Here is a 14,733-nt window from a genome sequence, read left to right on the forward strand (position 1 = left end):
GTAAAACATTTAATAATTGGTCAAATAAAAAAACACTGATTCCTCAGCATTTTCAATACGCTCTATTTCAAGGTCACAATACTAGCCCCACTCCCCCCAGCATTCTGCGGCGCATAGGTATAAGACTTGACATGACGCGACCGTTGCAGGTACTCTCTTACCATATCCCGAATCACACCCGTCCCAATCCCATGGACAATCGTAATCTGATGAAGATTGGCAAGCAGCGCCTGATCCATATAGTCATCCAACATTTTTTGGGCTTCCTCGTAGCGGACGCCACGCAGATCAAGCTGGGCTTTGATATTAGAAGTAACCGTCTTTTTGACCGTCTTGGTTTTTGTTTTCTTAACGATTTCTTCTGGTTCAATCGGCTCAAACTCGGCTTCTGAGAGCTTGGTTGTAATCAAGCCCATTTGAACTTCCCAGCGACCGTCTTTTGCCAGTCTGACCAGATTGCCACGTTGATTATAGGACAGCACCAAGACTTCAACACCGGGTTTAAGCCCACGTTTGGCCTTGGCTTTTTTGAGGACTTTATTTTTCGATAAGTCGACAATTTCAGGTGCTAACTCGCCTAATTGGTGCTTGGCATCGATGATTTCATGCGGTTTTAAAAGCGATTTTTCCTGTAAATTTTTCAGGATATTGTCCGCCTCTTCAACCGCCACTTTAACAATATCTTGCGCTTCTTGGCGCGCTTTATTGAGCTCTTTTTCGCGGTCGCGGTTAAAGGTCTCGAGTGCCCGCGTTAAATCGTGGTGCAGAAGCTCATTGTCTTTTTCCAGCACCTTAATCTGTCTCGCTGACTCGGTCATCTCTTGATTTTTTTGTTCTAACGAGGCGATCATGACGTTGACATCGTGTTCGTCCTCGGTCAAAAAGCCTGCTGCTTCCGCCAAAATCTGAGTTGGCAAGCCTAACCGCCGCGAAATTTCCAGCGCATTCGAGCGTCCAGGTACACCTTGAACCAAACGATAGGTTGGGCGGAAGTTATCCAAATCGAAGGCCATTGAGGCATTCTCCACACCGTCTGATTCGACCCCATAGGCTTTTAACTCGGGATAATGGGTGGTGGCTAGCGTTTTCGCGTGTTTGCTTTTGAGAAAGTCTAGGATTGAAATCGCTAGGGCTGCGCCCTCTTTAGGGTCGGTTCCTGCACCGAGTTCGTCGAAGAGGACAAGGCTCTTGGCATCCACCTGATCCAAAATCTTAACGATATTGGTCATGTGACTTGAGAAGGTCGACAGGCTTTGGGCAATCGACTGCTCGTCGCCGATGTCAGCGAAGATTTCAGTGAAGATCCCGACTTGACTGCCCAGATCAGCCAGAATCGGCAGGCCAGACTGCGCCATCAACTGTGCGACACCCAGTGTTTTCAGGGTGATCGTTTTACCACCGGTATTGGGGCCAGTGATGACAATCGTTTCAAGTGTCTGGTCGAAAAAGAGGTCATTGGCGACAACGACTTTGGGATCAATCAAGGGGTGTCTTGCGGCATAAAGCTTAATGGCTTTATGGTCAGAAATAAGCGGCACTGTCGCTTTTTGGGCAACCTGATAACGATACTTGGCATTGATGAGATCAATCTGTCCGATTAGCCAAGTATTCTGGCGAATATCGTTAAGATGTGGCTTAATTGCTTCAGCTAGTTCCCGCAAGATACGCGCGACTTCATTTTTCTCTTCAATCTTCTTTTGGGCGATGTCGTTATTGAGCTGGACAACACGATTGGGTTCGATATAAAAAGTCTGACCTGAGGCGCTCATATCATGGACAATCCCGGGTACTTTATTTTTACTATCACTTCTGACAGCCAAAACAGGCCTGCCTTGGCGAATGGTAATAATACTTTCAGTCAAGTTAGCCTGAGATTTGGAGAGGAGTTCAGCCAGAATTTTCTTGACTTCCGCATCACCTTTTTTGATATTTTGGCGCAAGGTATAGAGTTTATCTGATGCGGTATCGGAAAGCGCGCCGGCAGCATCAATGACTTGTAAAATGCCTAAAAGATAAGCAACATCTACAAATTTATCAAGGGTCTGACCTAGAACTGGAAAGCTGACATTAACGGCTTGCTCAAAAAAACGCCGCGTTTCATTGGCTAAACGCAGAACTTTTTTGATTTTCGCAAATTCTTGACTGGCGAGACTGGCATCCAACTCAATTCGGCGGAGAATTTCCGTCAAATCTGCTGTATTGGACAAGGGGACTGGACCATTTTCTTGAACAATCGCACCAAATTCTGACAGTTCGTCAAACCATTTCTGGATGCGCACTTTGTCAGAAATGGGCGATAGATGTGCCATTTCAGTCTGACCTTGTGATGTCGATAAGGACTGCGCAACTTGCGCTTTAATCTGATCAAACTCTAAAATGTCTAGTATTTTTTTATTCATCGTGATTTCTATATTTTAATGTGTGTGATCTGTGTGATAAAGGTTTCTCGTAACCAAGCAGAGAAAAATGGTGTGTGCATTAGCATGAAGCGGGCTAGCCCGCTTGCCGACAAGTGATTTTGCACCATGGGAATGGGCATTGTCGACAAGACCATCAAGACGAGTGACAACACAAGATAAACGCAGCAAACCGCCAAAGCACCTGCTATGACATTACCTGTTTGACCGAGGATGATTTTATTTTCAAGGGCGCCGAGGAAGATACCGATTAGGCGCATAATCCCATAGACTGCAAGAAAAATGACCATAAATGCCAGCACGGCATAAAAAACATGGTCGACTTCAAAGAGCAGTTTTGAAGAATAGAAAGCGAGCTTGCTATCAGAAGTGGCGGAAGCAAATGGCACCCACAACGTTATTTTTTTGCCTAAGGCTTGATAATTTGTGAGGGCGATAAAAATCGCCACCCATGAGCCTAGCGTGTAGAAGCCTTGCAGTGCAAGACCACGCGAGTGCCCAACCATAAAAGCCCAGACTAAAAGCGCTAAAATTAAAATCGTGATAATCATAGCATTATTATACCACAAAAGGCTAGGATATGTGACTTCCCGACATCAGCACCGCATCAAAACAGACCGGGCTAAACTTAAAAAGTTTGAATCACGCAACAGCAATTCAAACTTTTAACGTTAATTATTCAATTTCAAGATCTCCGTTCTGATTGATGATGATTAATTTAGCCTCACTTTGACTGGTTTGGCTTAATTGATGAGGTGTATCAAGCTCTTTATCTCCCCATCTTGTTTTGGCATAAAATGCTGGCAGACGACTGGCTTTGATTGCAATATCGCCATTTTGGTTGGTAATTTTTCCACCATGGGCAATCTCTGTCTGTTTTAGCTGAATATCACCATTGACGCTGGTCGCCCTTAAAGTGTCAAACTCAGAATGTTCAAAGGTCATCTCCCCATTTCCTGCCGTGATTTCTGCTGTTTGACTGGCAATATGGTCAAACTCTAACTCTCCATTGCGACTTTTAACAACGAGAGTGACCAAATCCTGTGTCTTCGGTATGCGAATGATCATTTGGGTGGGGTTGGTGACAAATCCTAAGCCAAAATTTAGGATAGTATGTTCACTCCCGCTATCTTGAACTGTTAATCGACCCTGATCAAAGCTAACTTTACTGCTATTTTTGGACGATAGGCTGTGTGTTGTCACTTCAAATTTGTCACCTTGGATGACTTTAACCGCCGTATCTTTAACATTAATCTCAAGGGCTGTTATTTTTGAAGCATCTGCAGGCAGGTCATGCGTATAGGTCTTGCCCATCATGGTTTGTTGCATCTGATATTGAAAGCCATTTTCCCAAACTAGGCTCCCTGGCTTTTCAAACTGCCAAATCACAAGGGCTGCTAGCGTCCCCAAGATGAGCAAGAGCGCCCCAATCATCATCTTTCTTTTATGCGTCATGCTGTACCCCTTTTCTGCCCACCGTTTTCTTGCCAATCCAACGAATCATCACGAACACACCTTGCTTTAAGCCTTTTACCATTGCCGCAACGGCGGGCCAAAGGAGCATAACACCACCTGCAATCGCGAGCCCAACTGCGATGTAAAATAGACCCCCTAGGACTGACTGGGTCAAGATAATAAGCCCACCGATGATACTGATAATAGCCCCAACGCCAAGCGCCCCAAGGGTTACGATGAGTGAAAAGGCGAGTGTCGCAAAGGTCACAACGATGGCGAAAATGAGCGCGATAACCGTCATCGCAACAGGAATTAAAATCGGCGAAGCCAGCAAGGCTAGAATGATGATTTTAGCCAAACCAAGCGGTGATTTCTGATTTTCTACTGGCACATCACGCGCCTCGTCCATGTAATAATCCGCGACTAAACGACGTGCCAGATTTTTAGGCGTCCCAAACTCCGACACCGCCTGACCATCCGTCAACTGACCATCCTCCAAATACTGCTCATAATAGAGCATGGCATCCCTGATTTCAGCCTCGGGTAAGGCCTTCAAATTAACCGCCAAATCCTGTAAATAACTCATAGCGCTCCTCCTAAAATCTCATTGATGCCTGCCGAAAAGGCTTGCCACTCCTGCTTAATCTCCGCTAAATGCTTTTTGCCCAAGGGTGTGATTTGATAATATCGCCGCATACGTCCCTCAAAGGCTTCATCGTAGGTGATTAAATCACCATTTTTTTGTAGACGGCGCAGAACTGGGTACATGGTGGATTCAGACACATTGACGTGTTTTTGAATCTCTTTGGTCAAGAGATAGCCATACATATCTTGGGTGTCCAGCATCGCAAGCACACTAGCATCCAATAAACCTGTTGGTATTTGAATCGTCATATGATATACCTTTCTATACTATTTATGATATACCATTATACTATATTATAAATAGTATCTTGTCAAGCATTAACATGACTGAAAGTAAAAAAAACAGTTCAAAATCAATTATTTGAACTATTTTTAAGTTGACGACGTGATAAACCGTCATTTTCGAGCTAATCTAATCGAATAGCATAAGGGTACTAGGATAATTAAAACTGAAATGACGATAAAGATTAGGATAACAACCATGGGATACCACATACTGATAATCCCACCTATCAGCAGCAAAATGCCTGAAATCACTAACATGATGCCACCTAAACGGTTGGTTTTTTGCCAATTATCTGAATTACGTCGCGTCGTAGGAAAACGAAAGCCAGCAACATTATTTTGAGAGGTTTTGGGGATAACATTACCTAAGAGGATAAAGATGATCCCCACAATCATCATGGTCATTAAACCAATAGGCATGTGATAACCGAGCGATTCACTCAGGATTAAAGATTGAACCATTAGCGAAAGAATCGGTAATAACCAGTTCATCAGGTTTACCAATTTGACATTTTTTGTGGGCGCAATTTGTAGGCTGAATTGAACGATGAGATTCATCACAGCCATAAAGATGGGAACAAATAATATCCCCATCCATTTTGTACCATAGCCATCAGGCTCACCATCTAATCCCCAATGAATGGGCATTTTTTCTGGTAATTTTGAATAGAGTATTAAGCCTATCAAAATAGGCAGTAAGCCAACCACTGTTGGCCATAATAATTTTTTAAATTTCATTTGTCTCTCCTGTAAAACCTTTCAACCACAACAGGGTTTCTTCAAACACACTGAGATTCAACTCATAATAGATAAAATTTTTATATTTGCTTTCACGAATCAAATCGGCGGTCTTGAGCTGTTTCAAGTGATTTGAAATCGTGGCACCGCTCAAGGCAAATTGGTCACTGATTTCACCAGCGGATAATTGACCTGATTTTAACAGCGTCAAGATGTCTCTGCGAACTGGATTTGAAATCGCCTTGAGGGTCACTTGCAAACTCATTTGAACACTTCCTTTCTATTTCGTTTTAACTCTAAATAGATTATAGCACTATTGAGATAAAAAACAAAATAGGTTGTCAAAAAAAATAGCCAGCCAAGGCTATTTTTAAATTTGTTTAAAAATCCAGAGAACTAAACCAGATAGCATGCCTGTCATCACAAGAATTAAACTTGGAAAAATGCTAAAACTCATGATTTTAAATAGGATACCAAATAGTAAGGGGAAAACGAGAATACCGAGCAGACAAAATCCGACATTATATGAAATCACCTTTTTAGCAATCGGCTCTGGGTACATTTGATTGGGTAACATCATCATCAGCGGATAAAGTGGCGCCATCGCAAGCCCTATCAAAAAGACTGTTGCCATGGTATAAAAACCGGGTGGTAAAAAGAGTGTCAAACTCGTCAACAACAATAGCCCCAAGTGGCTGTAGATAATCGTTTTATCTGCCATAAAGCGCGTGAGTGCGCCTGTCACAAATCGGCCAACCATCAGTCCTAACCAAAATAGTGTCGTATAAAATGCCGCCTGCGCACTCCTGACCTGAAAATTTTCGACATAGTAGGTCGCTAAAAAAATCCCCATGACCGCTTCTAGGGCATAAAAGAAATAAAAGATGGGATTAATCAGATGACTGAGTTTAAATGTCTGATTTGAAACAGAATCAGACTTTTCCTTACCATCAGAGCCAGTATTATCTCGTTCAGCAAAGTGACTGCGATAAGCAAAAATCAGCAGCAAAATCAAAATTTCAAGTATCGCAATAGTGCCAATCGCAAATTGCCAACTTGCAAAACTCGAAAGAAAAAACGTTAAAATCGCAGCGCTCAGACTGACACCGACGCCATAACAACCATGTAGCAGGCTCATGAGTGAGCTGGGTAAATGTTTGGCGGCAAAGTGATTGACCGTCACATCAATCGCACCTTGTCCGATGCCCATAAAGGGTGTGGATAAGAAAAGAACAATCGGATTGGATGTCACGACCATTAAAATTAGGCCGATAATGACACAAACCATACTCATCAAAATGACTTGTGCGACCGTTACATAGTTGGCGATTTTGGTATAGAGCATGCTGGACAAAAAGGAAAAGAGCAGCATCATCGTTGTCAGATAGCTGACTTGACTAGCGCCCATAGCATAGCTCTGGCGCATGCTTGGCCAAGCACTTCCGAGAATAGAATCTGGCAACCCTAGAGAAATATAGATAATAAAATTTAAAACGACCAGTGTCGAAAGTGTGACTTTTTTAGACATCGTAACCTCTGTCAATCTAATGTTTATGAATACCTTTCCTCATTATAACATGAGCCGGCCTTATTCTTCTTTCAAGAAAGATATAAAAAAAGTTGTAGACCTTCGCCTACAACTTCTTCTTACATTATTTGCTAGAACCACGTTTGACAAAGCCGTGTGGTAAAATCACGCGCTTGCCTTCGACCTCTTCTTTGTTCATCATTTTAGTCAAGAGACGCATTGACACAGCACCCAAGTCATAGAGGGGTTGCTCGATAGATGAAAGTGTCGGACGTGTAAATTCTGTGATGACTGAGTTATTGGCTGTAATGATTTCAAACTCTTCTGGTACACTGACACCACTGTTAACCAAGCCATTTAGCAAGCCAACAGCGACTTCATCATCCGTTACGACAGCGGCAGTCGCGCCAGATGCTTTGACCCGTTCCGCCAATTTCAACCCAGCCGTGTAGCTATAAGTCGTTTCGAACACAAGACCTTCTGAGAAAGTCAGTCCAGCCTCAGCCAGACCTGCTTGATAGCCGACCAAACGTTCCTTACCATTAACGGCATTGACCATTGGACCCGCAACCAACGCAATTTTTTGATTGTGCTTGGCAAGCTCTAGCGTCACTTCCTTAGTCGCTTGTGTGTAGTCGATATTCACAGATGGAATTTGATCTTCAGGATCAACCGCACCTGCCAAGACGATTGGTGTACGTGTCCGTGAAAATTCAGCACGGATTTTATCAGACAGATTATGTGCGAGAAAGACCAGACCGTCGACTTGCTTCGCTAGCAACGTGTTGACCACGTTAATTTCCTTACCATTTTCGCCATCCGAGTTCGCGATGACGATATTATATTTATACATGGTCGCGATATCATCAATCCCACGCGCCAAACTCGCAAAATAACTGTTGGCAATGTCGGGTATCACCACGCCAACCGTTGTTGTTTTTTTAGAAGCCAGACCACGAGCCACTGCATTTGGTCGGTAGTCCAAACGTTCGATCACGTCCAACACCTTACGGCGTGTTGTTTCTTTGACATTTTGATTGCCATTGACAACACGGCTGACCGTTGCCATCGAGACGCCTGCTTCACGCGCGACGTCGTATATTGTAATTGTATCGCTTTCCATTTTTACATACTCCTTCTGATGTGTCTCTTTTCATGAAAATAATATTTTCATTTCATTCCTATCTATTCTATCACTTTATGAAAAGGTTTTCAATAACTTTTACAGCTTTTTTTTCAAAAAAAAAGACATTTTTAATTAAAACAGCCGGCATGAAAAGTTGTCTTCTTTATATATGGTAGCTGTCACTTGAAAAACAACTTGCGCTAACAGTATTTCAGAAACTTTTTTCAATCTTTATCAGATTTTTTGAACCGTTATATCATTTTTTCTTGGTAATTTTTATCACAAAGTGGCAAAATAGAGATATGACAAAACTAACACAAATTGCCACCTATCTCGGCAAAGAAAATTGGGATATGACCTTTATCACGAATCCAACGACTGTTCAGTATTTGACAGGTTTTGCGATGGATCCGCATGAACGGATTTTGGGCTTGATGATTTTCCCTGACCAGGAGCCGCTGCTTTTCACACCTGAGCTTGAAGTTGAAAAAGCCAAGACTCATGTTAATTTTGATGTCATCGGTTATGCAGATAGTGAGAATCCTTGGGCTAAAATCAAGGCTCATTTGGCGGGACGCCAAATCAAAACAATCGCAGTCGAGTACGATCATCTGATTCTCAGTAAATCTGACGGTCTCAAATCCGTCTTTGACGGCCTCTCTTTCGCCAATCTGACACCATTCATCAACCGCATGCGCCTGATTAAATCTGACGATGAAATCAAAAAAATGATCGTCGCAGGTGAGTATGCGGATAGATGTTTTGACATCGGTTTTCGGTTTGCGGCGTCTGAGCCGGACCTGACGGAGATGGATGTGGTCGCAAAAATTGAGTTTGAGATGAAGCGTCAGGGCATTTCTGAGATGAGTTTTGAGACCATGGTATTAACTGGTGGGCGAGCGGCTAATCCTCACGGTGTGCCTGAAGCGATAGCCATTCAACAAAATAAACTGCTGCTTTTTGACTTGGGTGTCATGGCTAATGGCTATGCTTCTGACGCCAGTCGGACGATTGCCATCGGTCAACCGAGTGATTTTGACCGGAAAATTTATGAGATAACACGCGAAGCACAGCAAGCAGCTTTTGACTTTGTCAAGCCCGGTGTGACTGCCTTTGAGGTTGATAAGGTGGCGCGCGATGTCATCACGAAAGCTGGCTATGGCGAGTATTTCACACACCGAACTGGCCATGGTATCGGCATGGATGTGCATGAATTTCCTTCTATCGGCGGTAGCGAAGATATTACCATTGAAAAAGGCATGTGCTTCTCGATTGAACCCGGTATTTACATCCCAAATCAAGTCGGCGTACGCATCGAGGACTGTCTCTATGTCACTGAAACTGGCGCTGAAAGTTTCACGCAAACTTCAAAAGACTTGTTAATTTTTTAAAATAACATCAAGCACCCCAAAAAGGTGCTTTTTCTTTCCCCTTTTAGGCAATGGTAGCAACACCGACGTAACTTTATACCATCATAAAATTCACAGCAGATGTCAGTTTTCCTGACATCTGCTCAAAAGTGTTCTTTATTTTCACGCATTTTTATGATAAAATGAAATAGCATATATTTTGAAAGGGAACCTAACATGAAAAAGAATTTATTGATATTACTCACGGTTTTCATCACTTTGTTTTCGGCTACTGCCGTCAAAGCTGAAGAAAAAGTGGTAAAAATAGCCAGTGACTCGACCTATGCACCCTTCGAGTTCCAAGATGCTAATAAAAAATACGTCGGCATTGATGTTGATTTGATGCAAAAAATTTCTGAGATGAATGGTTGGCAACTTGACCAATCCTTCCCAGGTTTCCAAGCAGCGCTCGATCAGCTCAATGCGGGACAGACAGACGGCGTAATCGCTGGGATGTCAATCACAGACGAACGCAAAAAAGTCTTTGATTTTTCTGATTCTTACTATGCGTCATCAGTCGTCATTGCCACCAAACAAGGCAATCAAATCACCGCCTACAAGCAACTCAATGGCAAAACAGTTGGCGTCAAAAATGGCACTGCCTCACAAGATTTTCTGACAAAAAACAAAGCTAAATACGGCTATACGATTAAGACCTACGATGAAGGCGCTCAGTTATACGAAAGTTTAAAAGTTGGCGCTGTTGATGCCATCATGGATGATGAACCTGTCCTCAAATATGCCATCAATCAAGGGCAAAATTTTGAAATCAATATGACCGGCGAAAAAATTGGCGACTACGGTTTTGCGGTCAAAAAAGGCACCCATCCAGAACTCATCAAAGGCTTTAACAAAGCCTTGAAAGAGCTCAAAGCCAATGGTGGCTATGATGCCATTCTTGACAAGTACACCGCAACAACTGCTGATACCGATATTAAACCAGTCAAGTCTGACTATCGCATCGCGTCTGATTCGCTTTTTGCGCCATTTGAATTCCAAAACTCATCTAAAAAATATGTTGGGATTGACGTTGATTTACTACAGGCAATCGCTAAAAGTCAGAAATTCAACATTAGTATGGACTTCGTTGGCTTCCAAACTGCCGTTGACCAAACCCAAGCTGGTCATGCAGATGGCATGATTGCGGGCATGTCAATCACCGATGAACGTAAAAATGTTTTCGATTTCTCTGATCCTTATTTCACGGCTAATGCCACCCTTGCCGTCAAAAGCACGACGACTGACATCAAATCTTACAAGGATTTAAAAGGTAAAACGGTCGGCATCAAAAATGGCACGGCATCTCAAGCCTTTATTGATAAAAATAAAGACAAATATGGTTACAAGGTTAAAGTCTTTGATGCTGCGGATACCATGTACGAAAGTTTAAATACGGGTTCCATTGATGCTTTCATGGACGACGAACCTGTCGTCAAATATGCGATTTTACAAGGCAAGAAATTTGCAACGCCTATCGCGCCTGAAAAAATCGGGGAATATGGCTTTGCCGTTAAAAAAGGGACTAACCCTGAGCTCCTTGCCATGTTCAATGCCGGTCTTGCCAAACTCAAAGCAAACGGCGACTATGACAAAATCGTTGAAAAATATATGGGGAATACCGATTCTGATGATAATAAAGTCGACGAATCAACGATGATTGGGATTATCAAAAACAACTGGCAACAGTTGGCTAAAGGGCTTGGCTACACACTGTCCTTAACGATTGTCTCCTTTGTTTTAGCTTTACTCATCGGTGTCGTCTTCGGTCTCTTTAGCGTTTCGCCTAGCAAGTTCCTGAAAGGCTTTACCCGCGTTTATGTCGATCTTGTTCGTGGTGTCCCACTTATGGTGCTCGCTATCTTCATCTTCTATGGTGTCCCAAACTTAATCGAATCAATTACAGGTCACGCTAGTCCACTTAACGACTATGTCGCAGGTGTCATCGCCCTCACGCTCAACGCTTCAGCCTATATCGCTGAAATCGTCCGTGGTGGTGTCAACTCTGTCCCTATCGGTCAAATGGAGGCCTCACGCTCGCTCGGGATTTCTTATATTAAAACGATGCGTCGCGTCATTCTTCCACAAGCAGTTAAGATTACCATTCCTAGTTTGGTCAACCAATTCATCATCTCACTGAAAGATACAACGATTATCTCAGCCATCGGTTTGATTGAATTGCTCCAAACAGGTAAAATTATCGTGGCACGTAACTTCCAATCCTTTAAAGTTTACGGCTTAATCGCGATGATTTATCTCGTCGTCATTCTCGCATTAACCATCTTTGCACGTCGACTTGAAAGGAATATGAAATAATGGCAAAATTAAAAATTGATGTCACTGATTTGCATAAATCTTTTGGCAATAATGAAGTTTTAAAAGGCATTACCACGCGCTTTAATGAGGGCGATGTCGTCTGTATCATCGGCCCTTCTGGTTCTGGTAAGTCAACTTTTCTGAGAACCTTGAACGGGTTAGAAGAAATTACATCAGGGACAGTCATCGTCGATGGCTATGATTTATCCAATAAAAAAACTGACCTCAACCAAGTCCGCCAAGAAGTCGGCATGGTTTTCCAACAGTTTAACCTTTTCCCAAATATGACGGTGCTAGATAACATTACCTATGCGCCACTTGAACTCAAGAAAATGAGCAAGGATGAAGCGCACACCAAAGCCCTTGACTTGCTTGAAAAAGTTGGCTTATCAGATAAGGCTGATGCCATGCCAGAAAGCCTATCTGGTGGTCAAAAACAACGTGTTGCAATTGCTCGCGCATTGGCCATGGATCCTGATCTCATGCTCTTTGATGAGCCAACCTCAGCGCTCGATCCAGAAATGGTGGGAGATGTCCTTGAAGTTATGCAGGAACTTGCCAAGGAAGGCATGACCATGCTGATTGTCACGCATGAAATGGGCTTTGCCCGTAAGGTTGCCAACCGTGTCATCTTCACCGACGGCGGTGAAATCTTAGAGGACAGCACACCTGACCAAGTCTTTGACAAGCCACAACACCCACGTTTGAAAGACTTTTTGAATAAAGTTTTGAATGTTTAAATTTAAAAAATTTCCTAGTGATTTAAAATGGCTAGGAGATTTTTTAGTTGCGCTCAGTTAAATACAAAAAAATCCTGATGACCAAACATCAGAATTTTTTATCTCGTTTATTTCAACAATTTAGCAGCTGCTTCGTCCACGATAACGATAACGTCATCATGTTTTTGAAGAATTGATGCTGGCATACTTTCAGTGATGTCACCTTCTACCATGGCTTGAATGGCTTCAGATTTGCCTTCGCCCCAAGCCATGAGAACGATTGTTTTAGCTTTCATGATGCTTGCGATACCCATAGACACCGCTTTTTTAGGCACATCTGCTTCGCACTCGAAGTAACGGGCATTAGCATTGATGGTACTTTCAGTCAAGCCGACAACGTGTGTGGTGCTGTCAAATGGTGTCCCTGGTTCATTGAAACCGATATGACCGTTGTGACCGATACCCAAAATTTGGAAATCAATTGGGTGTGCATCGATGATGGCATCGTAGTGTTTGGCTTCAGCTTCCAAGTCTGCTGCTTTACCATCAGGTAAGAAGTTTTCTTTAAATGGTTTTTCATTGAACAAATGTTGGCTCATGAAGTAACGGTAAGATTGTTCATCAGAACCATCAAGGCCGACATATTCATCAAGGTTAATGGATGTTTTATCTGAAAAATCAAGGTCGCTGTTGACGATTTGGTTGTAGAATTCAACGGGTGTTGAACCTGTTGCCAAGCCAAATGTTTGCGCACCTGCTGCGATTTGTTCTTTCAAGATGTCAAGGCCGACTTTAGCCCCTTCAAGTTGATCTTTAACTTTAATGATTTTCATGGTCTTCTCCTATAAGATGTTGAGGCGACTGCTTTGAGACGATGAAAAATAGGAAAAGGCGTAAGCGAACGAAGGTCCTGCGCACTTTTATCTTTTTTCCTAGTCTCAAGGAGCCGAAACTCAGTTAGATAAATTATTTTATTGGTATAGACCAATTATATACCGATTGCCTTAATTTGTCAAGCATTTACATCTTAAAAGTGATATAATTTATTTTATGAATATAGAAGATTTTAATTTTGACTTACCCGAAGCACTGATTGCCCAAACACCTCTTGAAAAGCGCTCTGAAAGTCGCTTGCTCGTCATTGACAAAGCGACACAAACGATGACCGATCAACATTTTTATGACATTATCGACGAGTTAGAGGCCGGTGATACACTGGTACTCAATAATACACGCGTCCTCCCCGCCCGCCTCCATGGGCAAAAGGCCGACACAGGCGGTCATATCGAGCTTCTCCTCCTGAAAAATACCGTCGATGATACTTGGGAAGTGCTTGCGAAACCCGCTAAGAAGCTGAAAAATGGGACTGTCATTTCATTTGGCGATGGTCGTTTGACAGCAAGGGTAGTTGACGATAGCCTAGATCACGGTGGTCGGATTGTGACGTTTAATTACGAGGGGATTTTCCTCGAAGTCCTCGAAAGTCTGGGCGAAATGCCGCTTCCGCCTTATATCCATGAGAAACTCAAGGATCAAGGGCGCTATCAGACCGTTTACGCTAAAGAAAATGGTTCAGCAGCTGCACCAACAGCTGGTCTTCATTTTACCGATGACCTCTTGGCTCAGATCAAGGCAAAAGGCGTGAACATTGCTTGGGTGACTTTACATGTTGGGCTTGGTACTTTTCGTCCTGTCAGCGTTGATAACATTGAAGAACATGAGATGCACAGCGAATTTTATATCCTGCCTGAGGAAACCGCTGATGTTATCACTGCCACAAAAGCTGCGGGGAAACGTGTGATTGCCGTTGGGACGACATCAATTCGAACGCTTGAATCCGTTGCCCAAAAATTTGGTGGCAAAGTGCAAGCCGATAGCGACTGGACGACTATTTTCATCAAACCTGGCTACAAATTCCAAGTTGTTGACGCTTTTTCGACTAATTTCCACTTGCCTAAGTCGACTTTAGTCATGCTCGTTTCTGCTTTTGCTGGTCGTGACTTTGTCCTAGCAGCTTACCAACACGCCATTGATGAACACTATCGCTTCTTTAGCTTTGGTGATGCCATGTTTGTCAAATAAGTCAATTTTTCCACTA

General features: G+C 42.9%; 14 protein-coding genes. 4 read left to right on the top strand and 10 right to left on the bottom strand.

Going from position 1 to position 14,733, the window contains the following annotated elements; genetic code table 11:
• Positions 1-62: 62 nt before the first annotated feature.
• The 9 genes from RsY01_RS00630 to ccpA all read right to left on the bottom strand — a co-directional run bounded on the left by RsY01_RS00630 (position 63) and on the right by ccpA (position 8,191).
• Positions 63-2,399 (bottom strand): endonuclease MutS2, encoded by a 2,337-nt coding sequence (locus tag RsY01_RS00630; protein ID WP_094783634.1) that lies wholly within the window; start codon positions 2,397-2,399, stop codon positions 63-65.
• Positions 2,400-2,407: 8 nt separating this feature from the next.
• Entirely contained in the window at positions 2,408-2,968 is a 561-nt protein-coding gene (locus tag RsY01_RS00635) for a CvpA family protein (protein ID WP_094783635.1), read from the bottom strand.
• Between the two features lie 124 nt (positions 2,969-3,092).
• Positions 3,093-3,872: a DUF4097 family beta strand repeat-containing protein gene (locus RsY01_RS00640; protein WP_094783636.1), complete on the bottom strand. Its 780-nt coding sequence runs from the start codon at positions 3,870-3,872 to the stop codon at positions 3,093-3,095.
• Positions 3,862-4,458, bottom strand: a complete 597-nt coding sequence (locus RsY01_RS00645) for a DUF1700 domain-containing protein (protein ID WP_094783637.1) — start codon at positions 4,456-4,458, stop codon at positions 3,862-3,864. Before RsY01_RS00645 ends, RsY01_RS00640 begins: the two co-directional genes overlap by 11 nt.
• Complete coding sequence (locus RsY01_RS00650; protein WP_094783638.1) at positions 4,455-4,766, bottom strand: PadR family transcriptional regulator; 312 nt, start codon at positions 4,764-4,766, stop codon at positions 4,455-4,457. The genes RsY01_RS00645 and RsY01_RS00650 overlap by 4 nt, the downstream gene beginning before the upstream one ends.
• A gap of 147 nt (positions 4,767-4,913) precedes the next feature.
• On the bottom strand, positions 4,914-5,540 hold the full coding sequence (locus RsY01_RS00655) for a DUF1648 domain-containing protein (RefSeq protein WP_094783639.1): 627 nt from the start codon (positions 5,538-5,540) through the stop codon (positions 4,914-4,916).
• Complete coding sequence (locus RsY01_RS00660) at positions 5,530-5,805, bottom strand: autorepressor SdpR family transcription factor (RefSeq protein WP_094783640.1); 276 nt, start codon at positions 5,803-5,805, stop codon at positions 5,530-5,532. Before RsY01_RS00660 ends, RsY01_RS00655 begins: the two co-directional genes overlap by 11 nt.
• A gap of 105 nt (positions 5,806-5,910) precedes the next feature.
• Positions 5,911-7,068: an MFS transporter gene (locus RsY01_RS00665; RefSeq protein WP_094783641.1), complete on the bottom strand. Its 1,158-nt coding sequence runs from the start codon at positions 7,066-7,068 to the stop codon at positions 5,911-5,913.
• A gap of 124 nt (positions 7,069-7,192) precedes the next feature.
• Positions 7,193-8,191, bottom strand: a complete 999-nt coding sequence (ccpA, locus tag RsY01_RS00670; RefSeq protein WP_094783642.1) for a catabolite control protein A — start codon at positions 8,189-8,191, stop codon at positions 7,193-7,195.
• A gap of 305 nt (positions 8,192-8,496) precedes the next feature.
• On the opposite strand from ccpA, the gene RsY01_RS00675 reads away from it, so the two are divergent.
• From RsY01_RS00675 to RsY01_RS00685, 3 genes are all read left to right on the top strand, one after another.
• Positions 8,497-9,585: a M24 family metallopeptidase gene (locus RsY01_RS00675; RefSeq protein ID WP_094783643.1), complete on the top strand. Its 1,089-nt coding sequence runs from the start codon at positions 8,497-8,499 to the stop codon at positions 9,583-9,585.
• A 195-nt stretch (positions 9,586-9,780) separates the two neighbouring features.
• On the top strand, positions 9,781-11,916 hold the full coding sequence (locus RsY01_RS00680) for an ABC transporter substrate-binding protein/permease (protein WP_094783644.1): 2,136 nt from the start codon (positions 9,781-9,783) through the stop codon (positions 11,914-11,916).
• Complete coding sequence (locus RsY01_RS00685) at positions 11,916-12,656, top strand: amino acid ABC transporter ATP-binding protein (RefSeq protein ID WP_094783645.1); 741 nt, start codon at positions 11,916-11,918, stop codon at positions 12,654-12,656. The genes RsY01_RS00680 and RsY01_RS00685 overlap by 1 nt, the downstream gene beginning before the upstream one ends.
• A 107-nt stretch (positions 12,657-12,763) precedes the next feature.
• Here RsY01_RS00685 and RsY01_RS00690 read toward each other — a convergent pair whose 3' ends face one another.
• Positions 12,764-13,468: a glucosamine-6-phosphate deaminase gene (locus RsY01_RS00690; protein WP_094783646.1), complete on the bottom strand. Its 705-nt coding sequence runs from the start codon at positions 13,466-13,468 to the stop codon at positions 12,764-12,766.
• 217 nt (positions 13,469-13,685) lie between these two features.
• Here RsY01_RS00690 and queA point away from each other — a divergent pair, with 217 nt between their 5' ends.
• Positions 13,686-14,717, top strand: a complete 1,032-nt coding sequence (gene queA, locus RsY01_RS00695) for a tRNA preQ1(34) S-adenosylmethionine ribosyltransferase-isomerase QueA (RefSeq protein ID WP_094783647.1) — start codon at positions 13,686-13,688, stop codon at positions 14,715-14,717.
• Positions 14,718-14,733 lie beyond the last annotated feature (16 nt).

The sequence above is a fragment of the Pseudolactococcus reticulitermitis genome (genome assembly GCF_002260845.1).
Taxonomy (GTDB): Bacteria; Bacillota; Bacilli; order Lactobacillales; family Streptococcaceae; genus Pseudolactococcus; species Pseudolactococcus reticulitermitis.